Below are 23,566 nucleotides of genomic sequence, written 5' to 3' on the forward strand. Positions count from 1 at the left end.
ATTTAGCTTGCACACCAAATATACCCATGAGGAATATTAGTGTCAATGCATCCTTTAGAGGAAATCGTTGCTTGAAAAAGACCTGAAATATGACGCATGCTGCGAAAACTATAACAAGGATAGCACGGATAATGAAGGCAACTTTGAAAAAAGGAAGGGATGAGCAACAATGGACCGTCCTTTAATTTCGGAACATGAAATGGTGCAGGAAACGGAGTTATTCAATAAGATTTTTTCGGTATTCAGTCATGAGATCGACCAGATCGAGAGCACGCGGGGAAAGCTTAACGATTTTCAACTCATGCAGGCCGTTTTACTCGCTAAAGATACGATGGGGGTCGTGGGCTGGGAAAGCAGGCAGACCGTGAGCTCGATTTTTGAAAAGTACATGAATATCTATCGAACGTTTGGGCGGGATAAAGCCGATGAGTGGGTAACGATAACATTCGGCTATAGCATGCATACGAGAAATGCCGCCGTACTCGAAGCTAGAGAAGGCGACGAAGAAAGACACGGCAGCATTAACAATGAAGTGCCAAGAGCGGAGGAGCTATCCCGTCTTATTTTAGAGAAGGAAGCCGATCTCTTACAGCTCTACCGGGAGTTATTTTTATTGCAACAAGGTTCCTGATCTGCGCGGCGGCGATTTCGGGCTGCCATTACGGGCGAGCCCTGATAGGGGCATCTTTTAATTTTAACCTTCATTTTCGTGCAATTGCCCATTCCGACCAAGGCCGTTCATGATATATGGCCGAACAACCTCTAGCAGTAGATCAGTTTGAAGATGCTCCTCGGTAAATAACCACTGATGCGCAGCGCTATAGATGGCTGAGCCGGTCATAGCAGAAACGATCTTCGTCTGCAGGCGGTTCGTATTGGGGGCTTCGCCTCGCGATAGAATGCGTTCAATTAATTGCTGCAGCATTTTCTTTATCTTCTTATCTACAAGCTCCGCAATGGATTTGGAATCCATTCGGCATGTCTTATAAAAATCGACGATGTAGCGGTAGGTCAGTAAGATCAATTGGTCGCAAATATCGTTCGTAAACTCCCTCGCGTTAACCAACCGTTCTGGAATCATCCCGCTAAAAACCTGTTCTGTGTATTCTCCCAGCAAAGCGTATTTGTCTTCATAATGAGAATAGAAGGTGGCGCGGTTAATCGTTGCTTGCTGTGCAATATCTTTTATGGCTATGCCATCAAAGCCTTTATTCCGCAACAACTCCTTGAAGGCTTCCAAGATGAGCTGTCGCGTGCGCAAAACCCTGGGATCTTCTTGATTCACCACATGAAAACCTCCTTTCAAAGCATCAAATGACGTCAGGAGTCGTTTAACCGACTTTCTGTTCGATCTGCCGGTTGCATGTATCGTCTGGCAGTACTACTATTGTATACAACAGATGTTGCTTAAGCAATCCGTGATGATTTGACTGAGAGGAAGGATATTGATGAACTCGAAACGACCAAGAATTTTGATCTTTGGCGCAGGCGTGATCGGAAGCGTATATGCGCTTCGGTTTGCGCAGTACGGACTTGACGTTACGCTGCTAGCGCGAGGGCGCAGGCTGGAAGTACTGAGAACGAATGGACTGCGATATAACGAGGGCGGAACGGTGAAGCAAATAGCGATCAAGACGATTGGCAATCTTGACGAAGAGGATCGATATGATTTTATTTTCGTACCCGTACGGTATGATCAAGCCGAATCCGCTTTGAATGCGCTCAAGAATAATCAAAGCAAAACGATTGTCACCTTGACCAACACCGTCGGATATGACAGTTGGTTGGGTATCGTGGGCGAACGGTTACTGCCAGGATTCCCTGGTGCGGGCGGAGACATAAAAGACGATATTTTATATGCCCAATTCGGATCCGAAAAGCATCAAGGCACTATTTTCGGTGAAATTAGCGGTAGATTAACCGAAAGAGCGAGCGAGCTTGCTCAGCTATTCGAATCGGTGGGTTTGCACTATGAAATTCAAGATGACATAAAGGCATTCCATGTTTCGCATGCCGCGCTCGCTATCGTAAACAAGCATTTTTATACGAATGATGGAATGATGGATATCGAGCGTGCGAGAAGTGAAGACACGTTAAAGAAGGTCGCCGCAGAGATTAGACATAACGTACGCCTGGTCGAGCAAGCCGGGATATCGGTAATTCCGCCCGAGACGAAAGCCATGGGCGAATTGCAAGTTACCGAAATTATCGATCGTTACCGCCAAATGTTCAGCAATGACTTTATCATTGACGTGAAACTCGGTAACCATGCGGTAGACCAAAAGGCAGAAATAATGCTTTTGGATGCGGATTTCTATAAAATGCTATCTAAGGGCAATGATTCAAGATAAAGATAGCGGAGCAGTAGGTTCAAGCAATCGATGAGAAGAAGAGGGGTAACTGAAATGAAGACGATCAAGAACATGATGGACCACTTGTACTGGGCGGACGTACGCATCATGGACGCGCTCGAGGAGAGCGCGACGAAGAACAAGGACCTTCTGAAGCTGGTTCGGCACGTCGCGGTCGCGGAACGAGTCTGGCTGTCCCGATTGCAGGGCAAGGGCAGCGCGCAATATTCGTTGTGGGAGGAAGCGGAAGACCTGACGGCGATCCGGACGATGTTTGAAGAAAACGCCGCGGAATATCACGTCTATATCGAAGGGCTCGAGGAATCCAAGTTGGACGAGATGATCGACTATGCGAGCCAGAGCGGGGTTCCGTTCCGCACGTCCGTCCGGGACATTCTGTTGCAGGTTCTCTTGCATGGGCAATATCACCGGGGGCAGATCAACCGGGCACTGCGGAGCGAATCGGCAGAGCCTGTCCAAGTCGATTACATCACGTTCGCGAGGCTCTAGCAGGGCTTAATAATCACGATTACTCGGAATGGGATTAGCGTTGTGGAATAAGAATAATAGATTCGTCATGCTTTTAGTGAATGAGGAGGTGAAAGTCATGAAAGACCCTCACGAAACGGATGCTGCGAAGGAGAAAAATACGCTGACTAGCGATTCAGATATCCCCGTCTTTAATGATGCCACCGTACACTACCAAAATATCATGGGCGTGCCCAACAAAAAAGCGGACTTGAAGACCATGCCAGGACCGCTGCGATGGTTCGGCTATTTCTTTTACTCGGCAATCGTTGTATTTGCAATTGTGTTCGTCCTTTCCTATATCGTTAACCGTTAAGCGTTCATGTAAATACAAAATAGGTGCAGCACCTATCGTGCCGCACCTGCACCAAACGTTGAACCGACGAGGCCGTAAGCCGATAACTCGCGGTTACCGCTTCAGCCCGCTTTCTTGAACAGCAGGTAAAAAAAGTAAGGCGCCCCGATATAGGCGACCATGATCCCGGCCGCGGTGCCGTCCGGCTGCGACAGGTTGCGGCCGATCGTATCGGCCAGCAACAGCAGCCATCCGCCGATGAGAATAGAAACAGGCACAAACCGCTGGTGTCTTGGCCCGACCAAGGCTCGGGCAATATGCGGCGCCATAAGTCCGATAAACGCGATGCCGCCGGTAACCGAAACTGCCGAGGCGGCCAAGGCGACCGCGGCCAGCATGAGCAGAATCCGGTCTTTATGGACTGCAACGCCCGCGCCGATCGCCGTATGCTCATTCAATGCGAGCAAATTCATCGCCTTGGATTTGAACCACACGTAAGGAACGAGGAGGATTAGCCAGGGAAGCAGCGCCCAGACGAACGGCCAGTCCGTTCCCCAGACGTTGCCGGCAAGCCATTTGGCAATAAAGGCGACCTTGTTCCGGTCCACCGAAGACATCAGCACGATCATGATGCCGGATAGTGCCATCGAGAAACCGACGCCGACCAAGACCAGCCGGATCGGCTGAACGCCTTCTCCGCGTTTATAGGCGAATGCGTAGATCAAGATGGCAGTCAACAAGGCGCCAGCGAAAGCCATCAGCGGAATGACATACACGAACGTCTTCACGTCGATCGGGAAGAATAGAAAAAAGACCGTGACCCCGACTCCCGCCCCTGCGTTAATGCCGACGATTCCCGGATCGGCCAGTTCATTGCGCGTGATGCTCTGCAGAATGGATCCGGACAACGCGAGCGCCATGCCCGCCAGCAGCGTGATCAGGATTCTTGGAAGCCGAATCGAGAATAGGACGAAATGATCATTAAACGAACCATGACCGAACAGCGTCGGAAGCAGCCGGTCGATCGAAACGGGCGATGCGCCTACGGAAATTCCGATGACGATCGTGGCGAGAATCAGTATCGTCAATATGGCGACGACGACCTGGTGTCTGTGAAGTAACCGAGCTGCCCTCATGACAACGAACTCACCCCTTTACGAACGATAAAGAGGAAAAACGGCAAGCCGAGTACGGCCACGATCGCGGCGACCGGCACTTCAAAGGGCGCGTTCATAATCCGTCCGAGCAAATCGGCGAATAGCATGAAGGTACCTCCGACTACGGCGGAAAGCGGCAAGATCGTGCGATAATCCGTCCCGGTGAAGATCCGCACGAGATGCGGCACCATTAGGCCCATGAAGGACATATTGCCGACAAGGGCCACGGCGGCGCCCGCCAGCAGCGTAATCAGCACGTACAGGGCAATCTTGACCTGCGCGGTCTTGAGCCCAAGACCGACGGCAGTTCCTTCATTCAGACTGAGAATCGTCAATTGCCGGGACATCAGGATCGAGGCGGCCAGACCCGCAACGATAACGGGCGCAATCGTTTCAATCTGTCCCCAAGTCGTGCCGATCAGTCCGCCGGACGTCCACATGTTGACGCTCTTGGAAATCTTGAACTTGAGGCTGATGTCATCGGCGAAGGCGCCAAGGAGTACCGATACGGCCGAACCGGCCAACACCGTTCTCAGCGGCGACAGATTGATCCGCCGCAGAGCGGCGATGCCGAACACCAACAGAACGCCGAAGGCTGCTCCGATAAAGCAGGCGATCATGGTCCCGAAATACCCGACGGCTGGAAGAAAAGCAAACGTAACGGCCAGTGCCGCGTTAGCCCCGGAGGTCAAACCCAGCAGTCCGGGATCGGCCAGCGGATTTCTTGTTAGCCCTTGCATGATGGCTCCGGCCACGGCCAGTGCCGACCCGACTAGAACCGCTCCGACCTCGCGGGGGAGACGGAGCTCCCGTATAACGGAAATATCCCTGCCGATCGCATTCGGATTCGTTATGGCGCTCCAGGTATCCGCCAGCGAGACGTTCTTTGCGCCGAATACAATTGCCAGGACGAACATGGCCGCCAACAAGACCATGCTGATCAGCAGCTTGAGCGCGAAAGAACGGGGTGGCTTGCGCATGGGGTTGCTGTTCATCTCAATCATCCGTTTCTGTTCAATCTCTGCGAAAAAGGAACGCGATAGGCGCTCCTTTTTTGGAGATGTTGATCGTATTTCATTAGTTGGAACCGAGCAGCGATTTGGTTATGAAATCGAGCTGGTAGTCCAGCGACATGGCGTCATTGAAATAAAATGCCGTGGCATCGGCCTCGAAGACGCGATTGTTCTTCACGGCCGGAATGTTCTTGTAGGTGGACGTTTGCTGGAAAGAAGCATCCGCTGCCGGATCCTTGCTGTAGATGACGTAATCGCCCATATAATCTTGAAGGACCTCCAGCGACAAGTCGTAATAGCCGGCCTTGCTTGTCATTTCTTTGACTTTATCCGGCATTTTCAGCCCCATTGCCTGATAAAGGATTTCCGTTCCGCGGCCCCAGGCGTCGCCGAAGGTGTACAGCGATTTGCTGTCTCCCTCAATAACGGAAACCGTGCTGTCGGCGCCGATCTTAGCTTTGATTTCTTCTCCGGCCTTTTGGGCGCGTGCCTTGAAATCGGCAATCCAGTCGGCCGCTTGCTGCTCTTTGTTCACGGCTTTGCCGATCTCCAGGATCTGGGTTAGATAATCCACCTTGTTGTAGGTGTAGGTAACGAGAGGCGCGATTTGTTTCAATTTATCGGCATTCTTAATGTCCGAACTCGCAATGATCAAGTCGGGTTTGACGTTTAGGATGCTTTCGACGTTTTCTTCGGAAACTTCGGTAACGTCTTTCAATTGTTCTTTGAAATTTGGATCCGCTTTGGACCAGGAATCCGTGCCGGAGAGGGGCACGCCTAATTCCAACAAGTTGCCCGCATAGCCCGAGAGGACGACGACGCGCTGCGGATGGGCGGGAACCTCGATCGGTCCGGTTTCGGATGAATACGTAATCTTGCCGGAGCTGTCTTCGCTTGCCGAGTCGTTCGTCGCTGCGTTTGCGTCGGCCGAGCCGGCATTGGCGGCATTCGCGTTAGCCCCGGCTTCGGAATTGACGGTTCCGGCCGAGCCATTATTTTTTGCATTGTTGCCGCAGGCGCTTAAGGCCACGACAACAAGCACGAGCAGAGGGACAAGCCATGTTTTCATTGCAAAATCTCCTTCGTTGATCTAGTTCACTTTGATAGTGATAATCATTATCAATATGCTATCAAAACTTTATTTGATTTCTTCCCGCTTGTCAATCCTAAATTGGTCATAAGCGGAGTCCGTGCAGCGGTCGAATGACGAAGAATAGAATGAACCCAGGAAGACCTATAGGCACGCTGAATGATTCGGGTTTGCAGGAAAGGCTCCCTTGTACAATAATAATAGGGAGACCATTTAGTAGAGGATGAGGAATGATGGACTTTACACCGCTATCCCGGTTTATGGATCGTATCACTGCCTGGCGCATTCCATGGGCGGAAGTGCTGGTCATGCATCGGAACGAGACGGTTTTCCGCTACCGGGCAGGCAGCGCCGATCTGGAAGCGAACATCCCCATTGACGGCGACAGGATTATTTACCTCTATTCGCTTACGAAAATTCTCACGTGCACGGCCGCGCTTCAACTGGTTGAAAAGGGAGCGATGCTGCTCGGCGATCCGATCTCCGACTATCTGCCGGAGTTCACCGAAATGGTCGTGCGAAAGAAGCAGACGGACGACGAGCATGCAACGGAGCTGTCGGAACGACCGATCACGGTTCGCGACTTGTTCACGATGACGGCCGGATTCTCCTATGACCTCGCTTCGCCTTCCATACGGGATGCGGCGAAACGCACGAACGGACAGGTGTCGACCCGGGAGTTTGCGATTGCCCTTGCCCAAGAACCGCTGCTGTTCGAGCCGGGAACCCGGTGGAACTACAGTCTATGCCATGACGTTCTTGCAGCGCTTGTAGAGGCGGTCGACGGAAGGCGGTTCGGCACGTACGTGCGCGATGAAATTACCGGGCCGCTAGGCATGTTCGACTCCGGCTTTCACCTGACAGACGCACAATATCCCCGACTTGCTCCGCTATATGAATACAAGGACGAGCTTGACAAGGCGGTTCGCATGGACGGGGACTGGTACCGCATCGGCACGGAATTCGAGAGCGGCGGGGCCGGCCTGCTGTCAACCGTAAGCGATTATGCGCGATTCCTTAACGCGCTGACCAATCGCGGCACAAGCCCGGAAGGCGTGCGCATCTTGTCCGCTGCCAGCGTCGATCTGATGAGGACCGACCATCTGACCGAGCGCACGAGGAGCGACTACAATTGGGCGCATCACGCCGGTTACGGATACGGGCTTGGCGTAAGAACCCATGTCTCGAAAGCGGGCAGCGGCTCCCTGTCCCCGCTCGGCGAATTCGGCTGGAGCGGCGGGGCCGGCAGCTTCGCGATCATCGATCCCGAGTCCCAGTTGACCGTCATGTATGCACAGCATCTGGTGAACAATCAGGAGCCTTACGTACATCCTCGTTTGAGAAACATCGTTTACTCGTGCCTGTTAGGGTAGGCGGCAGAACACCGCGGTTGAGTGTCTAATTAAGGGGTTAATCCCCGTATGCATGGCAAAACAAAGAGTCCGGGTCTCGGAACGCCGTAGTTAGCGTCCCGAAATCCGGACTTTCGATTTATTGACCGTATACAACGACATTAACCGTTATTGCTCGAGGAAGGCGCATCCGTGACCGGTATCATCGGATGAGAGTGAACGTCCGAAGGCACGTCCGTGACCGGTATCATCGGATGGGAATGAACGCCCGAGGGCGCATCGCCCGAAGGTTGCCGAGCATCGAGGTAGGCAAGCGCATCATAAATTTCTTCCGCGGCCTCGGCGCGCGTGATCGATTTCGTCGGCAGGAAGTTGTTGTTGTCGTCCAGTTTGGCGATATTAAGCACGACCGCGCTTAGGATTACGCTGTCGACGCCGTTCGCGAAGCTGTCGGTGTCGGCAATGCGATCCGGGCTGATTTTAACGACAGGCAAGCCGACATGCGTTGCAATGGCATTCATGAGCTGGCGAGTGAACTCTTCGCGCGTCCACGTTTGCTCGGGATCGAAATCCTTCGGCAAATCCAAGCCGTTGTTCGCTGCGATAATCAGCGTATTCGCGTACCACGCTTTGTCGTCGGCGTTGGTATAATAGTCGGTTGCTTTCGGCTCTTTAAAGAAGCGAATCGTATCGAGATTCAGTTCCAGCGCGTTCACGATCAACTGGATGCCTTGGGCCGCCGTGATCGTCGCGTTCGGGAAGAAGCGCTCGTCATTGATGCCGCGCACGTCGCCGGACGCTTGCAGGGCCAAGATTTTATCTTTGCTCGCCACGCCGTTCAAGTCTGTGAAGTGGTGCGTCGCAGCCGCGTAGCTTTGTCCCGCGAACGTCAACGTGATTAGGGCAGCCGCGGAAAGCGTAAAGGTTTTGATTGTGTTCTTCTTCATTGTTGTCACCTCATAGGGATGTGGAATGCTGCATTCTTACTCCTAGACGGGCCTTGAACCAGAAAGTTGCAAATTTTGGACAAAGATTTTCGAAGCAGCAGAGGTGATCATCTTTTTGACGCCAGCGTAAATTCCGCATTGCTTATCTTCGGCGTGAAATTATGCTATAATCCCGCTATCGGAAGGGAGGTGTTACGATGAGAAAATGGATCCGCATTACGCTCGCCATCGCCATCCTGCTCATGGCTTGCTTATGTCCGCTGCTGCAGGCCGATTCTTCTTCGGATCACAGTTATGCGTCCGGGCCGACTCTTACCGCGGGCGGCGACGATCACGGCTTCGGCGCGATCGAATTCGACGCGGCCAAGGACGGCCAGCACGCGTCGCAAGTTTTATTCTCCTTTGTTTTTCTTCTGCTGTTATTCTCCTCCCCTTCCCCCAAGGCCAGGCTTACGTTCTACTTCCGCTCTCCCGTGCAAATCCTCAAACGACTCTATGCGCTCAACCCCGTTCGTTTTCAATCCCGCTCTATGAGCTCGCTCTCTGTTCATCTATGATTCCATAGAATGAAAGGGAGAATATAAATTGACCAAACTAATAAAAAGCTTGCTGCCGTTTATGCTGACGGTTCTTTTCGTGCTGGCATTGATGTCTTCGACGCTGCCGAATATCGTCGGCAATTTGAAGCTGGGCCTCGATCTTAAAGGCGGATTCGATATCCTCTATCACGTGAAGCCGATCGATTCCGAACAGCAAGTGACGAAGCCGCTGCTGCTCGCGACCGAGCGAATGATCGAGAAACGCGTCAACATAACGAAGGTGTCCGAGCCGGAGCTGACGATAGAAGGGGCGGACCGGATTCGCGTCCGGATCGCCGGCGACGCCGACCAGACGAAGCTGCGGGAACTGATCGGCCAGCCGGCCTATCTTAGCATCAGAGACGATCAGGACCGCATCGTGCTAGACGGCGGCGATTTGCTGCCGAACGGCGCGGATACGGGGCTCGACGCGCTGAATCGTCCCGAGGTCATTGTCCAATTCAAAGACCCGGCGAAGCTGAAGCGGGTGACGCAGGACAATCTGGGCAAGACGCTTACGTTTCTGATGGACGACAAGGTCGTATCGGAAGCTGTCGTGCAAGCTGTCGTCAGCGACGGCGTCTCCGCCATAACAAGCGGCGATCAGGACGCTTCGACCGAGCTCAAGGACCTGTTGAACGCCGGCTCGCTTCCCGCCCGACTGATCGAACTGCAGGTCGATACGATTTCGCCCAGCCTCGGAGAGGAGGCGCTGCATCGCACGCTGCTTGCGGGCGGCATGGCGGCCGCGGCGATTCTCGTCTTTATGGCTGCGGTCTATCGTCTCGCGGGGATGGTAGCCAATTTGACCATCGCCTGCTTTGCCTACATCGGCCTGGTTGCCCTGGATTGGATGAACGCGTCGCTGACGTTGTCCGGCATCGCCGGTTTCATACTTGCCATCGGGATGGCCGTCGATGCGAACATTATTACCTACGAGAAGATAAGAGAGGAGCTGCGGGAAGGAAAAAGCTTGCGATCCGCCAGTCGCATCGGTGCGCGTGCCTCCATGGCCACGATTATGGACGCGCATGTGACGACGCTCATTGCCGCTCTTATCTTAATGATTTTCGGCGACGGTTCCGTAAAAGGCTTCGCGATCGTGCTGACAATGACCATCATCGTCAGTCTGTTCACCAATGTATACGGTTCGAGGATGTTCCTGTGGCTGCTGCTTAGAGGAGGCGTGCTCCGAAACGCCGGCTGGTTCGGCGTGCGTATTGTCGGCAAGCCCGATGCAACTGCGCCGTATCCGAATCTCGTCAAGCGCAGGAAGCGATATTTGAGTCTCTCCGCGCTCATTCTCGTAGTGGGATTAGCGGCGGTCCTATTCAGAGGACTGGAGCTCGGAGTGGATTTTAAATCGGGGACAAGATTGGAGTTGGCAATCGGAGCGCCGTTCGAAGCCGCCGACGTTACGTCGGCAATTCGCGAAGTCGTACCGTCCGTTGACATGAAGTCCCTCGTCAAGGCGGGCCGCGGTAGCGCTTCTTCCGCCGTGACGACGTTCGGCAGCACGCTGTCTTCCTCCCAGCTTGACTCGATCGAGGACAAGCTGCGGCAGCTGTATGGGAAGCAGGTGACCGGACAGGAATCGACGGTCGATCCTATCATTGCCGGCGAAACGGTGAAGAAGGCCGGTTACGCCGTCCTGATGGGCGCCGGAGCGATCGTGCTGTATACGGCACTTCGATTTCATTATCTGTACGGCATCGGATGCGTCATCGCGCTCGCCCATGATATTTTCATTCCGATCGCGCTGTTCTCCCTGTTCGGGCTGGAGATCGATTTGACCTTCATCGCGGCGATCTTGACGATTATCGGGTATTCGCTCAACGATACGATCGTTATTTTCGACCGGATCCGCAGAAATATGAGGAAGGAACGGCCCGAGACCGCGGAGCAGCTGGAACGGCTCGTAAACGCAAGTTTGCGGCAGACGATGCGGCGTTCCGTTTTCACGGTGCTTACCGTCTTCTTCGCCGCCTTGGCTCTGTTCGTTATGGGCGGGGAAAGCATAAGGCTGTTCTCGCTCGCCCTTCTGTTCGGCCTTGCGAGCGGAACGTATTCCTCCATCTTCATTGCCGTGCAAATATGGATGATGCTGTACAAGCGTACCCGGTTGGGGCCGCAAACGAAGACGTAAATGCGACGCGACCTCGTCGGCCAGGCGGAGCTTTCGGCAGTATAGGGGAACGATCGTTCAACGCGACTTGGAGCAGCTTGCCGGCGGTAGCTGCTCCGTTTTTATTGCGCCAGCGGGCAGGACAGTTGGATTACCTCACCGAAAATAATGATGCAGTAGATTTAAGGAATGAGGTTGAAAGGGGATGTCTTTTTTTCGCAAACTACGAGATAAAAGCGCGATTTTCTGTCCTCAGTGTGGTAAAGAGCTAAATTGGTTTGAGAGAGCATTTGGCGATGGGAATCATTTCGATCATCTAAAATGCGTTATCTGCGACATATACTTTATTCATGACGGATTCTTAACCCCAACGGAAACTCCCAGAAGACAAGGGCAGGTATTGAAAAGCAAGGGTTGGGACGATGAAGGTTATCAGGGTGTTCCAACAAGTCAATTTTATAAGTCTGAATGGTTAAAGAAGATTGAAAGATTTCTGAGGATTGATTAGGTCATTGGATGTGGCAGTTTCTCGAAGGCGGGGAAGCAAATGAAGAAGAGGCACGAATACTCGGGTTGAAAGAGATAATCGATATTGATCCAAGCTTGGTTCAATTAGCTGATCTGCCGGTTGGATGGATAGCATGGCGGGAAACAACAGAAAGTCAATGGGACGATCAGCTTGGTTTTATTTTCGCTCCTAACGAGGTAATACTCGTAAGAGGCAGTTAAATATCAACTCAAGGGAGACTTGTCCATATGCCGCAAGGCAAGTGGTTTCGCGTTGGTTATGGGATCATCGTTGCCTTATTGATCGCCTATTTGGCATCAAAAGTCGACTTCGTGTTCAATCCGATCAAAAAGGTGCTGGCCGCGTTGTTCGTCCCGCTGCTGATCTCCGGCATCTTCTACTATTTGTTCCGGCCTTTCGTAAGGCTGCTTTCGACCAAGCTGCCTAAGACGATTGCCATTCTCCTCGTCTACATCGGGGCTATCGGCGTCTGTTACTTGTTCTTCTGGATGATCTGGCCTCCGATCCGGGATCAGTCCATTAATCTAGTGAACAACTTTGATCAGATCGTCGACTCCGTCCGAACCTGGATCGAGTCCGTGCAGCAGCACGAATGGCTAAAGGAAATCGGGCAGAAGGACGCGCTATCTTCGGAGAATTTGACGAACAAGCTGACCGGATCGCTGGATGGGTTGCTTAATTCCGTCATCGGCAGCGTGCGCGGTATCTTTAATCTGATTATGCGCTTCTTCTTCCTGCTGGGTCTCGTTCCGTTCATGATTTATTATTTGCTGAGCGAGGGAGATAAGCTTCCCGACCGCATTCTGCGAATGCTGCCGGATCGCTATCACCGTGTGGTAGGCGGCGCACTCAAGGAGATCGATGCGTCGATCGGCTCGTTCGTCTTGAGTAAAGTGCTAACATCGCTGCTGATCGGCGCACTGACCTTCATCGGGTACTTAATGATTCATATGCCATATCCGCTGTTGCTGGGCATGATCGCTGCGATCACGAATTTTATTCCGTACATCGGGCCGTTAATTGCCTTCGTTCCAACGGCTATCGTGGCGCTTACCGTCTCCCCGATGACGGTACTGCTGGTCGGCATCGTGCTCGTCGTCTCGAACCAACTCGAATCGAACGTGATTGGCCCGCGAATCATCGGCAAGCAAATGAACGTTCACCCTTTTACCGTCATGCTGCTCGTCATCGGCGCGAGTGCGATTATCGGTCCTGTCGGGATGATCATTGTGGTCCCTGTCTATGCGATCATTAAGATCATCACGATTCGAACCTACGAGTTCCTTACGCATAACCGCATCCCGCCAATCGATCCGCTGGCGGAGGTTAATAAACGTCGTGATTAGGCAAAATCATCATTCCTGTATAAGCTTCCGATTAGGAAATGCACCGCTTCAATTCTCTGTACACATTCCCTGAATAGGAATATAATGGGTTTGTCCTCCTGTGTTGTGGTTTCCCTTACAGTTACTATCAGCTTATGGATCGGGCAAAAAGGGTCTCTCTGGAGGCCCTTTTTTTATGTTCGAAGCAAAACGAAACCAGATGCATACGCTCAAACGGCTGCCAGCATGCTGGTTGCCTTTTTTCATTTCAAGGGGAGCAAGATGCATCTATTTCAGGGTTCAATCCAATTGGACAGTTTGAAAATTGCAAGGATCATTAATGAAAACATCGAGGAACGAATAGTGTAATAACGCGGCGCAGCGTGCTTAATAACGGCCTGCCCTTATTTGCGCATGTTGTGGGGATTTGACATGAAATGGCGTGGAATAGGAGGATTCGATGGCATTTATTATTCTTTTATGGATACTTTCAATCATTGGCCTTTTCTGGGTATGGAGCGATGCTTCCGACAAACGGGGAGGAAACATCGGCTGCCTATGGGCGCTGATCGTATTGGTTCTTGGCCCGATCGGAATCATTGCTTACTTAGTCGTAAGGAACTCGGATTGAGTTGCTGATGCATGGAATGAAAGAACGTTATCTGGTAAAAGACGGCGTAGATGCTGGATGTATCCTTAGGAACACGACATGCCATAAAGCAGTTTGGGCGCGCCCCGCCATGATTCATGCGGGGCTGCGCCTGTTTGCGTTACCCATTGATTCCGGTGCGCTGACCAGCGTCGCCGCTGCCACGGCTTATGCTTACTTTTAAGTAAGTACCCTACATTAAAGTGGGTTCTTATCAAGATTTGGAAACGATGATACGCTGAAGTCAATCCAAAGACGAAAGACGAAATATAGCGGGTATTTACTAAAGGAGGAACAAACGATGAAAATCATTGTTTTCGGAGCAACGGGAAATACGGGGAGAAGAGCGCTGGAGCAAGGGGCGGCAATGGGACATGAAATGACGGCATTCGTGCGAAACGCGGAGAAGTTTCATGAAACGCAAGGCGAACGTTCCGCAATAGACGTGAAGGTGATCGGGGACGATATCCTAAATCCGGCAAGCGTCGGCGAGGCGCTCTTCCATCAGGACGCCGTTATTATCGCTGCCGGCCATGCAGGTCAAGGCGAGGAGTTCATTCGTCTCGTCGATAACATTATAAGCCAATGCGAAGTCCAACCCGGTTTTTCCGGGAGGGTATGGGTAATGGGAGGCGCCGGCCTGCTTGAGATTCCTCATACGGAGCTCATTGGCAACAATTTGCCCGGCTTCCCGCCCGCGTATAAAAATCACAATCGAAACTTTGAACGACTGCAGCGGTCCGAGCTCGATTGGTCCATGATGTGCCCGGGAACGATGATGGATGCGATCGAACCTTCGGCGTCGGTTCATCTCCATGTGACAACGGAGACCTTGCCTCTATCGATCCCGCAGACGATTCAGGAATTTTCCGAGGGCGATATCGCCGGTTACTTGTTCAGCCGGCTTGAAGAGTTGAATGTCGCTTATGATGATGTCGTGAAATGCATGCTGGATAATATCGAGCTTGGAGGGCCATTCAAGAGAAAAAGGGTCGGGCTCGCCTATCAAAAAGAAGACCTGGTTCAAGTTTAGGCGGGAGGCATCTATCCATGTACATGTATGTGCTCTTCATTCATATCCTATCGGCCATCATCGCGCTAACCGCGGTGATCAGCTATCCGATCATCATGAGCGGCGTCCGCACCGTGAGCCAAGCGAGATTCGCCCTTGGCCTGCTGGAGAAGCTCGCAATCCTGCCGAAGATCGGCGGCAGCCTGCTCCTGCTTACGGGACTTGCGCTCGGTTTCATGGAAACCTATCTATTCGGCGAGGGCTGGTACGTGGTCTCCATCCTTGTGTTCCTGGTTATCCTGGTCCTATTGGCGGTCATGGTTCCCGCGGGCATCAAGAAGCAGCTCGGCGTGCTGCAGCTAACGCAGGGGGATGCGCTGCCCGAGGCTTATAAGCTGCTTCGCCGGCGATCCGCCACGCTCGAAGGCATGGCGAACTTCGCAGCCTTCCTCTCGCTGCTGTTGATGGTGTTCAAGCCATTCTGATCGTTGAACGGTCGACTTACCTGATCCGTTGTATTACGCAGCATGGAGCAGTTGGCTACTATAGCAGCTGCTCTGTTTTTTCTTTACATGCGAACGTTCGTTTGCTAAAATTTAGTAAAATATGGGAGGTGCATGAATTGGACAGTTCAAGCATCGTGATTGATCTGCTATTAAGGAAGTACAAAGCGGATCAGAAATGGACTCGCATGGTGATCGAGCAATTATCCGAAGAGGATCTCTCCTGGTCGCCGACATCCGAGAGCAACAGCATAGCTAATCTAATCGCGCATATATCGGGGGCAACGCGTTATTGGTTTGATGCGGCTTACTACGGCGCTCCATTGAACGAGTACAGGAGCATCGAATTCGAACGAGGGCTGCACATGTCGAAGGATCAAGCACTTGAAATTTCGAAGAAGTCCTATGATTCCATTCTCGGGGTTCTCGAATTGATGAAAACAAACCCTGAGCGACTGCTGGAACAGCCGTACGTACACTACCCGCCGTTCGACTCAGGGGGCTTGAACAATCAATGCACCGTTCTAGAAATGCTTTTACATCAATTCAGGCATTTGCCTAGCCACACGGGACAGATCATATACATAGCGAAGATGAGAAAGGGAAATTTAGTGTGGGACTGACGCTTCCGTCAGACAAGGGGGCTGTGAGATGAAATGTGAATACCGAGTTGTGAAGCAAATTCGCCTTGGCACAGATGCGGAAAGCCCGCTTATCCTTTGGTGAGCGGTCCCTGTACGTTGAAATAACTATAACTAGCTAAGTGTTCAAAAAACAGCAGGAGTCAAGGACAATATTCGTCCATGGCTCCTGCTGTTTCGTTATTAGGTGCGTCTAAGACTTATCATTCGAAGTCTGACGGTTTGTAAATGGAACTCGCGCGGACTAACTAGGCGCTTGATCCCGAAGCCCGCGCATGACGTCCGGGATGTTCGTGTCCATCGCATCGACGCCCATGGCCCGCAGCCGGGCGAACACATCAGGGTCGTCGGACATGCTACCATACACGTAGTAGCCGCGTTCGTGCAGCAGGGCAACCCGTTCCTTGGAGAGATGCTGTACGGGGGTGTTGATAATCTGGGCCTGCAATTGCCGCAGCAGCTCGATGGGATGCTCCACCCAGTGCGCGCAAATCGGCGCCGTCAGCACATCCGCGTTCACGTCGCGCACCGCCTCCACGAGCCGGTGCTGAAACGACATGAGCTGCACGTGGCCGTTCATGCCATGTTCGGCCACGAGCCGGGCCGTGCGATGGGCCAATGCAACCTCCTCCAGATCCTTCGACTGCTTCATTTCGATGCTGAGCCAGATTCTGTCCTTCGCCCAAGCGAGCGTATCCGCCAGTGTCGGAATTCGCGCTCCGGCATACGATTCCGAGAACCATGAGCCGGCATCCAGCTCCTGCAGCTCCGCAAGCGTGTAGTCGCTGAGCGGGCCATGTCCGTTCGTCGTCTTATCCACCTTCAGATCGTGGAAGACCACGACCTCGCCATCCTTCGTCAACTGCACGTCGAGCTCGATCAACTCCGCTCCGCAAGCCGCGGCCCGCTCGAAAGCGGCCATCGTATTCTCCGGCGCGTAAGCCGAGGCGCCCCGGTGCGCGCCGACGGCAATGCCGTCCATGCCGCTGAAAATTCTTCCTCTTGTCATTTTGCGCATCCTCTCCGAACCATGATGGCTTCCATTGTAACATCGTAATTTCTTTTTGAAAGATAAGGTATTGTTAAAACGGTTTAATTAATCTTTATTCCTAATTAGTGGGAAATTCCTCCTATACGACCGCAGTAGAACGTGAATTTCAAAGAAAATAGCGACTTTTACAATAACTAATCATGAAGTTGAAACGGAATTTACAAAACCGGTTTAAGCTTGTTTACGGGTCCGGTATCGTTCCCACATCGGATCGGATCACCATGGGAGAAAGCGAGGTTCAACGATTCTTGGCTACCATTGACGACGTCGCGAAGGCATCCGGCGTATCCAAGGGCACGGTTTCGAGCGTGTTCAGCAAGAAAAGGCCCATCAGCAAAGAAGTTACCGAGCGCGTGCTCGCTGCTGCCAAGTCGCTGCACTACAAACCGAATTATTGGGCAAGAAGCCTCGTGAACCGTTCCACCCGCATACTCGGATTGAATATCCGCGGCGAATCGCTTGAATTCGGTCAGTTTCACCACTCCTTGCTTAACGGCGTGCTGCGCGTCTGTTACGAGAACGGCTACCGCCTGCTGGTCAATGCCCTGTCGCCTGCTTATCTCAGTCAGGTCGAGAACATTTCCTCGGACCCGGTGGATGGCGAAATTCTATTGGATCCCATCGCGTCGGACGCAAGGATCGAGGATCGGCTTCAGAGCGGCATGCCCATCGTCATTATCGGCCGCCCGCCGGTACCTTACGAGGCACAGGTCAGCTACGTGGATAACGACAATGTCGGCATGGCTGCCCAAGTTACCTGCTACTTGATCGGACTGGGGCATACGGAAATCCTGTTTCTGAACGCGCCGGCCTCGAGAACCGTGTCGGCAGACCGCGGCGAAGGGTACAGAAACGCATTTATGCAAGCGGGCCTGCAGCCAAAGCCGGATCTAGTGCTGCACAAGCCGCTGAAGGGCGAGTCGGCGCATGCTTTCGGCTACGAGTCGGCGCTCGCCAAGTTGACGGCTTCGCCGGACATTACGGCGGTGATCGCCGATACGGACATGATGGCGCTCGGCGTCTACAAGGCGGCGGAGCGGCTGGGGCTGCGCATTCCGGAGCAGCTGTCGGTCTTCGCGTTCAGCGACGACACCGTGCTCTCGCCGGAATTCTCGCCGCCGCTTACCGGCGTTCGGCTCCATGCCGACCGGCTCGGCGTCGAAGCGCTGAAGCTGCTGCTCGAGCAGCTGAACGCGGATCAGAAAAGCGCCAAACGCGTGCTTGTCCCGACGGAGCTCGCCATTCGCGGCTCCTGTGCGGCTCCTAGCGTGCGTGGTTAGTCAGGCGGCCGTTCCTTTCTATATGACTTATTCAAGCTTTCAAGTTTAACCCAAATCGCGATTACAATCAGGAGGTTTCAACGAATGAGAAAAGTATGGTTGACGATGTCGACGGTTGCCGTCGCAAGCACGATGCTGCTGTCCGGCTGCGGTACGGAGAACGGAACGAATAACGCGGCCAATACGAACGCGCCGGCAGGCAATAACGCGAACGCCGGTGCCAACGCTCCGGCTAACGCTCCCGCCGAGACGCCGGCGGCGGATATGAAGCTGCGCATTCTGGACGCCAACGTCGGCGGCAAGACGCCGGAAGAGAACGCGAAGTACCAAGCGGAGATCAAACGCCTGACCGGCATCGACGCTTCCATCGAGAAGCCTGCGAGCGATTACGACCAGAAGGTGTTGACCGCGCTCGGCTCCGGCGAGAAATACGACCTGATCGAGCTTAGCGACCTGGGCAAGCTGGCTACCTTCGTCGACCAAGGCGTCGTCACCGATCTGACCGATTTCGTCACCGGCTCCACGGTGTTGTCCGATCCGAAGGTCGTCCCGACGGCCGAATGGGATCAACTGAAAGACAAGGACGGCAAAATCGTCGCCGTGTTCAGCAAATTCCAAGGCGGAACGATGCCGATCGTGCGCAAGGACTGGCTCGACAAGCTCGGCCTGCAGGAGCCGAAGACGTTGGACGACTACTATAACGTTCTCAAGGCATTTAAAGAGAAGGATCCCGACGGCAACGGCAAGAACGATACGTACGGTCTCAGCACGTCCGATCTCTACGATATTCAAGGCTTCATGAGCGCGGCCGGCGTGAAGGCGCATTACGTCATGAAGGACGGCAAACGCACGATTCCGTACGCGACGGAAGCGGCCGTTCCGATGTACGAATGGTTCGCGAAGCTCGTGAAGGAAGGCATCATGGATCCGAACTTCGTGACGAACGACACGGGCAAGATGCGCAACCTGTTCCTCTCCGACCGCGTCGGCATGGTCACGTACTGGGATGCTTGGGTAGGTATGTTCAACAACACGCGCAAACAAGCGGATCCGAACACGAAATTCCAAGCGGAAGCGCTCGAAGGCATTCCGGGCGCGGACGGCAAGATCTTGATGCGCCGCGGAGACCCGGATTTCTGGATCATTCCGGCTAACGCCGAGCATCCGGACGCCGCGAAGAAATTCCTGGAGTTCTGGCACACGGAACCGGGCATTACGCTCGGAAGCCTCGGCATCGAGACCGAGGATTATACCAAGGAAGGCGACACCTACAAGCTGACGCCGACCGGCACGGAGCACAACATGGATCACGGGGTGCCGTTCTGGTACAACCAGAACGTGAAATATCCGTTCGGCAAGCTGCCTGGCGTTCAGGAAGCGCAAGATCTCGTAACGAAGAACGCAACGCTTGAATTATCGCTGCCGGGCTGGCCCGACGCGGAGAAGATCGTCAAGAATTACGCGCTCAAAGCGATGTCCGGCCAAATGGACGCCGCCGAAGCCGTGAAGAAGATGCACGATGAGCTGCTTGGCAAAAAACTAATCGACGAGTAAGCCGTCCGATTGCATTCGAACGACAAGCAGGCAGGGGAGCACGGATCCCCTGCTTGCCTTCTTTTCAGCCCAATAATGGTACCGTTTACCAGATGAGGACGTGAATAAAAGCATGAGATCGTTGAAGAAGTACGGCGCGCTTTACGTCATGATGGTGCCGGTGATCGCCTATTTTCTCGTATTCGCCTATTACCCGCTCGTGAAAGGCCTGCAGACCAGCTTCCAGGATTACAAGCTGATGGGCGCCAGGCCGTACGTCGGGTTCGCGAACTACGACGCGGTGCTGCATGATTCGCTGTTCTGGGAAGCGATGGTCAATACGCTCGTCATCGGGGGAGGCATTCTCCTCTTCAGCTTCGCCGCGCCGCTCGCGATCGCGCTGTCGCTGAATGAAGTGCTGCGGACTTGGTTCAAGAAGGTGGCGCAAATGATCCTCTACGTCCCGCATCTGCTCTCTTGGGTCGTAGTCGGCGGGATCTGGATTTTCATGCTGTCGCCCGACAGCGGAATCGTGAATATGATCCTGGTCCATGTGTTTCATCGGGCGCCGATCAATTTCCTGGCGGATTCCGGCTATGCGCGCTGGATCATGATTCTCCTCTCGACGTGGAAGGAGATGGGCTACACCTGCATTTTGTTCTTGGCGGGAATCGTGTCGATCAATCCGTCGCTCTACGAGGCGGCGCGCATGGACGGCGCGACGCGCTGGCAGCAGCTGACGTACGTGACGCTGCCGCAGCTGAGCAACACGATGAAGGTCGTCTTTCTGTTGAATACGCTCGGCATCTTGCGGATATTCGACCAAGTGTTCATCCTTCGCAATCCGACGATTGCTTCGAAGGTGGACGTGCTCATGATGTATACGTTCCAAAAAGGGATTCTCGAAATCAAGCTCGGCCCCGCGGCGGCGGCCAGCTTCTTCGTCCTGGTATTGACGCTCGCGCTGACGCTCGTCGTGCGGCGAATGACAAGATTCGATGAGGTGTAACGACAATGTCCGATCGATTCGAACGGCTCGGCTGGAAGAATAAAGCTTTCGATACGCTAAACGCGCTATTTCTGTTCGCGCTGATGCTGACCATGATTATTCCGTTTATTAACGTGCTCGCGCTCTCCTTCTCTTCGGGCATCGCGTCCATGCGGCCGGAAATCGTGCTGTGGCCGAAGCAGTTCAGCGTGGAAGGGTACGAGATCGTATGGAAAAGCCTTGATATTTGGCGTCCGCTGCTGAATAGTGTCATCGTGACCGTAATCGGCACGGTGCTGCACGTGCTGCTTTCCAGCTTGGCTGGCTATGTGTTCATCTATCCCCGACTGCCGGGCAAGAAGATCATGCTGACGTTCGTGCTGATCACGATGATGGTGCCGCAGGAAGCGATCATGATTCCGCTCTACGTGGTCAACAAGGACCTGCATCTCATCAATACGCTGAGCGCGCTCGTGTTGTCGGGCTTGGTGTCCGGCTTCTCGATCCTGCTCATGCGCAGCTTCTTCCTGAACGTGCCGTACGAGATGTCGGAATCGGCCAAGATCGACGGCGCCGGCGAGTTCCGCATCTTCTTGACGATGTACCTGCGACTGGCGGCTGCGGGACTCGCGACCGTGACGCTGTTCGAGTTCGTCGGACGGTGGAACATGTTCACGGCGCCGGTCATGTTCATTAACGATTCCATGAAGTACACGCTTCAGGTGGCGCTGAAAGCGATGATTATCGACACGAGCAGCAATTCCGGCACCTATATGGTGACGACGAACGTGCGGATGGCAGGTATCGTCATCAGCATCCTGCCGCTGATCGCGGTGTATCCGTTCGTTCAGAAGTATTTCATGAAAGGCATCCTGCTCGGCGCCAGCAAAGAATAGGAGGACGCATGATGGAGACGAAGAAACAGCGGCTCACGCTGCGCAGATGGATCGGCAAAGAAGAGGAACGTTCTTATTTGGAGGTTCCGTTCGCGGTGGAAGGACCGGTGGAGCGCATCGATATCGCGTACCGCTATGAACGCGGCGGAGCGGCGGGGACGGTCGTCGATCTCGGACTCCGCTCGCCGGAGAGGATCGTCGGCTGGAGCGGAGGCGCCCGCGAAGCGTTCTTCGTCGGAACGGAGAAGGCGACCCCGGGCTATCTGGCGGGACCGATCGCCGAGGGCGAATGGGCCGTGCTGCTCGGGGCTTACAAGATCCCCGAGGGCGGCGCGGAGGTCATCGTCGAAGTGGAGCTCGCCAGGCCGCACGGACGCTGGATGAAAGGCGACCTTCATATGCACAGCGTGCACAGCGACGGCAGCTACACGATTGAACAGGCGAAGGATTCGTGCAAAGCCCGGGGCCTGGAATTCATGGCGCTGACGGATCACAATACGTCCTCGCAGAATTTCGCGGCGCTTGCTCCCGACGAGCAGCTGCTGCTCATTCCCGGCGTGGAGATGACGAGCTATTTTGGCCATGCCAACGTGTTCGGCAACCCGGATGCGCTGCGGGATTTTCGCGTGACGACGCCGGCTCAAGCGGACGAAGTGCTCGGCGAAGCCCGGGAAGGGGGCGGCTTCGTATCGCTGAATCATCCGTTCTGTCCGTCCTGCCCCTGGGAGCTTGGCTTTGAATTGCCTTATGACGCGATCGAAGTATGGAACGGTCCGTGGCGCGCATTGAACGAGCGCGCGCTCGCGTGGTGGCAGGAGCAGCTTGCGCAAGGACGCCGGCTGATCGCCTTAGGCGGCAGCGACACGCACCGGGAAGACCGGTTCGTGAAGCACGGGCGTCCGACGGCCTCCGTGTGGACGGAATCCGATACGGTGCAGGGCGTGCTGGCGGGCATTCGCCAGGGCCGCGTCGTGCTGCAGTTCGATCCCGACGAAACCTGCATGGCCATCGCATCCGGCGAGTACGGCATCGGCGATACGATTCCGCGGCATGCCATCGAGGAGCATGACGGGGTTCCGTTGACCATCGACATCTGCGGGGCCAGAGGCGACCGCGTCGCGCTCTGGTCCGACCGCGGCATCGAAGCCCTGTGGGACGTTGCCGTTCCGGCGACAGCCGAGGCAAGCGAATGGGAGACGGAAGCCGCGAAAGCCGGCGGCTGGACCGTTCAGCGGGAGATCGCCGCGATCATGGCCTTCGACGCCTCGGAAGATAAGAACGGCGCGCCCGCGATCCCGGCCGCGGCTGCCGCCGAATTCGGAATCGCGCCTCGGATGGTGGAGGCGGAGAACGGTCACGTACGCCTGAGCTTTCAAGGTTCGGGGGACCGGTTATTCTACCGGCTGGAGGCGCGCCGCGTCGTGGAAGGGCTGGAGCAGTCCGTCGTCACCTGCATGACGAATCCCGTGTACATTGCATGAAGTGAAGCTACGGGCGCCTGAACGGGGGACAAGCAGGCGAAGCTGCCGTCAGGTCGCGATCGTGCGGTCTGCGGCGATCGTCCGTGGGCTACCTCCCGTATTGCGGCGATCACATAGGCTGTCTCGTCTGCCATCGGGCGAGGGACGGCCTTTTTGCCGTATCGCGTGTTCCAGGGCCGGTTCTAGGTATAGCTGATGGAAGACGGTAGTTCAATAAAACAGCAGCAGTAAAAACGGCTGCT

General features: G+C 54.2%; 25 protein-coding genes. 19 read left to right on the forward strand and 6 right to left on the reverse strand.

From position 1 onward, the window contains the following. The first annotated feature begins 169 nt into the window (after positions 1-169). Positions 170-631, forward strand: coding sequence for a hypothetical protein (locus AC0YNU_RS13330; RefSeq protein ID WP_475757145.1), 462 nt, complete (start codon positions 170-172; stop codon positions 629-631). Between the two features lie 63 nt (positions 632-694). Here the strand turns inward: AC0YNU_RS13330 and AC0YNU_RS13335 are convergent, their stop codons facing one another. Further along, on the reverse strand, positions 695-1,288 hold the full coding sequence (locus AC0YNU_RS13335; protein ID WP_475757147.1) for a TetR/AcrR family transcriptional regulator: 594 nt from the start codon (positions 1,286-1,288) through the stop codon (positions 695-697). Between the two features lie 160 nt (positions 1,289-1,448). Between AC0YNU_RS13335 and AC0YNU_RS13340 the strand changes: the two genes are divergently transcribed. The 3 genes from AC0YNU_RS13340 to AC0YNU_RS13350 all read left to right on the forward strand — a co-directional run bounded on the left by AC0YNU_RS13340 (position 1,449) and on the right by AC0YNU_RS13350 (position 3,195). Beyond that, on the forward strand, positions 1,449-2,351 hold the full coding sequence (locus AC0YNU_RS13340; RefSeq protein WP_475757149.1) for a ketopantoate reductase family protein: 903 nt from the start codon (positions 1,449-1,451) through the stop codon (positions 2,349-2,351). 54 nt (positions 2,352-2,405) lie between these two features. Beyond that, on the forward strand, positions 2,406-2,861 hold the full coding sequence (locus AC0YNU_RS13345; RefSeq protein ID WP_475757151.1) for a DinB family protein: 456 nt from the start codon (positions 2,406-2,408) through the stop codon (positions 2,859-2,861). A 97-nt stretch (positions 2,862-2,958) separates the two neighbouring features. Continuing rightward, positions 2,959-3,195 carry a hypothetical protein gene (locus AC0YNU_RS13350; RefSeq protein ID WP_475757153.1) on the forward strand — a complete coding sequence of 79 codons (237 nt, stop codon included), beginning with the start codon at positions 2,959-2,961 and terminating at the stop codon, positions 3,193-3,195. A 101-nt stretch (positions 3,196-3,296) separates the two neighbouring features. Here the strand turns inward: AC0YNU_RS13350 and AC0YNU_RS13355 are convergent, their stop codons facing one another. The 3 genes from AC0YNU_RS13355 to AC0YNU_RS13365 all read right to left on the reverse strand — a co-directional run bounded on the left by AC0YNU_RS13355 (position 3,297) and on the right by AC0YNU_RS13365 (position 6,413). Further along, entirely contained in the window at positions 3,297-4,310 is a 1,014-nt protein-coding gene (locus AC0YNU_RS13355; RefSeq protein WP_475757155.1) for a FecCD family ABC transporter permease, read from the reverse strand. Further along, entirely contained in the window at positions 4,307-5,311 is a 1,005-nt protein-coding gene (locus tag AC0YNU_RS13360; RefSeq protein ID WP_475757157.1) for a FecCD family ABC transporter permease, read from the reverse strand. The genes AC0YNU_RS13355 and AC0YNU_RS13360 overlap by 4 nt, the downstream gene beginning before the upstream one ends. A 97-nt stretch (positions 5,312-5,408) precedes the next feature. Continuing rightward, positions 5,409-6,413, reverse strand: a complete 1,005-nt coding sequence (locus AC0YNU_RS13365) for an iron-hydroxamate ABC transporter substrate-binding protein (protein WP_475757159.1) — start codon at positions 6,411-6,413, stop codon at positions 5,409-5,411. A 251-nt stretch (positions 6,414-6,664) separates the two neighbouring features. On the opposite strand from AC0YNU_RS13365, the gene AC0YNU_RS13370 reads away from it, so the two are divergent. Further along, positions 6,665-7,807, forward strand: a complete 1,143-nt coding sequence (locus tag AC0YNU_RS13370; protein ID WP_475757161.1) for a serine hydrolase domain-containing protein — start codon at positions 6,665-6,667, stop codon at positions 7,805-7,807. 140 nt (positions 7,808-7,947) lie between these two features. On the opposite strand, the gene AC0YNU_RS13375 is transcribed toward AC0YNU_RS13370, so the two are convergent. After that, entirely contained in the window at positions 7,948-8,733 is a 786-nt protein-coding gene (locus AC0YNU_RS13375; protein ID WP_475757163.1) for an S-layer homology domain-containing protein, read from the reverse strand. 197 nt (positions 8,734-8,930) lie between these two features. Between AC0YNU_RS13375 and AC0YNU_RS13380 the strand changes: the two genes are divergently transcribed. From AC0YNU_RS13380 to AC0YNU_RS13420, 9 genes are all read left to right on the forward strand, one after another. Further along, positions 8,931-9,290 (forward strand): hypothetical protein, encoded by a 360-nt coding sequence (locus AC0YNU_RS13380; RefSeq protein WP_475757165.1) that lies wholly within the window; start codon positions 8,931-8,933, stop codon positions 9,288-9,290. A 28-nt stretch (positions 9,291-9,318) separates the two neighbouring features. Then, complete coding sequence (gene secF / locus AC0YNU_RS13385) at positions 9,319-11,457, forward strand: protein translocase subunit SecF (protein WP_475757167.1); 2,139 nt, start codon at positions 9,319-9,321, stop codon at positions 11,455-11,457. Between the two features lie 495 nt (positions 11,458-11,952). Continuing rightward, positions 11,953-12,165 (forward strand): hypothetical protein, encoded by a 213-nt coding sequence (locus AC0YNU_RS13390; RefSeq protein ID WP_475757169.1) that lies wholly within the window; start codon positions 11,953-11,955, stop codon positions 12,163-12,165. Positions 12,166-12,192: 27 nt separating this feature from the next. Further along, the gene (locus tag AC0YNU_RS13395) at positions 12,193-13,311 is read left to right on the forward strand and encodes an AI-2E family transporter (protein WP_475757170.1); all 1,119 of its coding nucleotides are present in this window, start codon (positions 12,193-12,195) and stop codon (positions 13,309-13,311) included. Positions 13,312-13,750: 439 nt separating this feature from the next. Continuing rightward, on the forward strand, positions 13,751-13,921 hold the full coding sequence (locus tag AC0YNU_RS13400) for a hypothetical protein (protein ID WP_475757172.1): 171 nt from the start codon (positions 13,751-13,753) through the stop codon (positions 13,919-13,921). Position 13,922: 1 nt separating this feature from the next. Continuing rightward, the gene (locus AC0YNU_RS13405) at positions 13,923-14,123 is read left to right on the forward strand and encodes a hypothetical protein (RefSeq protein WP_475757174.1); all 201 of its coding nucleotides are present in this window, start codon (positions 13,923-13,925) and stop codon (positions 14,121-14,123) included. 117 nt (positions 14,124-14,240) lie between these two features. Next, positions 14,241-14,972 (forward strand): NAD(P)-dependent oxidoreductase, encoded by a 732-nt coding sequence (locus tag AC0YNU_RS13410; protein ID WP_475757176.1) that lies wholly within the window; start codon positions 14,241-14,243, stop codon positions 14,970-14,972. A 17-nt stretch (positions 14,973-14,989) separates the two neighbouring features. Then, positions 14,990-15,436, forward strand: coding sequence for a DUF2269 family protein (locus AC0YNU_RS13415; RefSeq protein WP_475757178.1), 447 nt, complete (start codon positions 14,990-14,992; stop codon positions 15,434-15,436). Between the two features lie 137 nt (positions 15,437-15,573). Beyond that, positions 15,574-16,077 carry a DinB family protein gene (locus tag AC0YNU_RS13420; RefSeq protein ID WP_475757180.1) on the forward strand — a complete coding sequence of 168 codons (504 nt, stop codon included), beginning with the start codon at positions 15,574-15,576 and terminating at the stop codon, positions 16,075-16,077. Positions 16,078-16,339: 262 nt separating this feature from the next. Here AC0YNU_RS13420 and AC0YNU_RS13425 read toward each other — a convergent pair whose 3' ends face one another. Further along, complete coding sequence (locus AC0YNU_RS13425; protein ID WP_475757182.1) at positions 16,340-17,104, reverse strand: glycerophosphodiester phosphodiesterase; 765 nt, start codon at positions 17,102-17,104, stop codon at positions 16,340-16,342. 290 nt (positions 17,105-17,394) lie between these two features. Here AC0YNU_RS13425 and AC0YNU_RS13430 point away from each other — a divergent pair, with 290 nt between their 5' ends. The 5 genes from AC0YNU_RS13430 (at position 17,395) to AC0YNU_RS13450 (ending at position 23,324) form a co-directional block, all read left to right on the forward strand. Beyond that, positions 17,395-18,426 carry a LacI family DNA-binding transcriptional regulator gene (locus tag AC0YNU_RS13430; protein WP_475757185.1) on the forward strand — a complete coding sequence of 344 codons (1,032 nt, stop codon included), beginning with the start codon at positions 17,395-17,397 and terminating at the stop codon, positions 18,424-18,426. A gap of 84 nt (positions 18,427-18,510) precedes the next feature. After that, positions 18,511-19,980, forward strand: a complete 1,470-nt coding sequence (locus tag AC0YNU_RS13435; protein WP_475757187.1) for an extracellular solute-binding protein — start codon at positions 18,511-18,513, stop codon at positions 19,978-19,980. 112 nt (positions 19,981-20,092) lie between these two features. Then, positions 20,093-20,968 carry an ABC transporter permease subunit gene (locus AC0YNU_RS13440; RefSeq protein ID WP_475757189.1) on the forward strand — a complete coding sequence of 292 codons (876 nt, stop codon included), beginning with the start codon at positions 20,093-20,095 and terminating at the stop codon, positions 20,966-20,968. Between the two features lie 5 nt (positions 20,969-20,973). After that, positions 20,974-21,843, forward strand: coding sequence for a carbohydrate ABC transporter permease (locus AC0YNU_RS13445; RefSeq protein ID WP_475757192.1), 870 nt, complete (start codon positions 20,974-20,976; stop codon positions 21,841-21,843). A gap of 11 nt (positions 21,844-21,854) precedes the next feature. Further along, complete coding sequence (locus tag AC0YNU_RS13450; RefSeq protein ID WP_475757194.1) at positions 21,855-23,324, forward strand: CehA/McbA family metallohydrolase; 1,470 nt, start codon at positions 21,855-21,857, stop codon at positions 23,322-23,324. Positions 23,325-23,566 lie beyond the last annotated feature (242 nt).

Source organism: Paenibacillus sp. J31P316, from assembly GCF_056269105.1.

Bases quoted from the DNA above. Each gene is read 5' to 3' on its own strand.
- AC0YNU_RS13425 (WP_475757182.1), bottom strand. From the start codon at position 17,104: ATGACAAGAGGAAGAATTTTCAGCGGCATGGACGGCATTGCCGTCGGC.
- AC0YNU_RS13390 (WP_475757169.1), top strand. From the start codon at position 11,953: ATGTGGCAGTTTCTCGAAGGCGGGGAAGCAAATGAAGAAGAGGCACGA.
- AC0YNU_RS13440 (WP_475757189.1), top strand. From the start codon at position 20,093: ATGAGATCGTTGAAGAAGTACGGCGCGCTTTACGTCATGATGGTGCCG.
- AC0YNU_RS13340 (WP_475757149.1), top strand. From the start codon at position 1,449: ATGAACTCGAAACGACCAAGAATTTTGATCTTTGGCGCAGGCGTGATC.
- AC0YNU_RS13450 (WP_475757194.1), top strand. From the start codon at position 21,855: ATGGAGACGAAGAAACAGCGGCTCACGCTGCGCAGATGGATCGGCAAA.
- AC0YNU_RS13350 (WP_475757153.1), top strand. From the start codon at position 2,959: ATGAAAGACCCTCACGAAACGGATGCTGCGAAGGAGAAAAATACGCTG.
- AC0YNU_RS13355 (WP_475757155.1), bottom strand. From the start codon at position 4,310: ATGAGGGCAGCTCGGTTACTTCACAGACACCAGGTCGTCGTCGCCATA.
- AC0YNU_RS13330 (WP_475757145.1), top strand. From the start codon at position 170: ATGGACCGTCCTTTAATTTCGGAACATGAAATGGTGCAGGAAACGGAG.
- AC0YNU_RS13370 (WP_475757161.1), top strand. From the start codon at position 6,665: ATGATGGACTTTACACCGCTATCCCGGTTTATGGATCGTATCACTGCC.
- AC0YNU_RS13375 (WP_475757163.1), bottom strand. From the start codon at position 8,733: ATGAAGAAGAACACAATCAAAACCTTTACGCTTTCCGCGGCTGCCCTA.
- AC0YNU_RS13435 (WP_475757187.1), top strand. From the start codon at position 18,511: ATGAGAAAAGTATGGTTGACGATGTCGACGGTTGCCGTCGCAAGCACG.
- AC0YNU_RS13345 (WP_475757151.1), top strand. From the start codon at position 2,406: ATGAAGACGATCAAGAACATGATGGACCACTTGTACTGGGCGGACGTA.
- AC0YNU_RS13360 (WP_475757157.1), bottom strand. From the start codon at position 5,311: ATGCGCAAGCCACCCCGTTCTTTCGCGCTCAAGCTGCTGATCAGCATG.
- AC0YNU_RS13410 (WP_475757176.1), top strand. From the start codon at position 14,241: ATGAAAATCATTGTTTTCGGAGCAACGGGAAATACGGGGAGAAGAGCG.
- AC0YNU_RS13365 (WP_475757159.1), bottom strand. From the start codon at position 6,413: ATGAAAACATGGCTTGTCCCTCTGCTCGTGCTTGTTGTCGTGGCCTTA.
- AC0YNU_RS13380 (WP_475757165.1), top strand. From the start codon at position 8,931: ATGAGAAAATGGATCCGCATTACGCTCGCCATCGCCATCCTGCTCATG.
- AC0YNU_RS13395 (WP_475757170.1), top strand. From the start codon at position 12,193: ATGCCGCAAGGCAAGTGGTTTCGCGTTGGTTATGGGATCATCGTTGCC.
- AC0YNU_RS13400 (WP_475757172.1), top strand. From the start codon at position 13,751: ATGGCATTTATTATTCTTTTATGGATACTTTCAATCATTGGCCTTTTC.
- AC0YNU_RS13415 (WP_475757178.1), top strand. From the start codon at position 14,990: ATGTACATGTATGTGCTCTTCATTCATATCCTATCGGCCATCATCGCG.
- AC0YNU_RS13445 (WP_475757192.1), top strand. From the start codon at position 20,974: ATGTCCGATCGATTCGAACGGCTCGGCTGGAAGAATAAAGCTTTCGAT.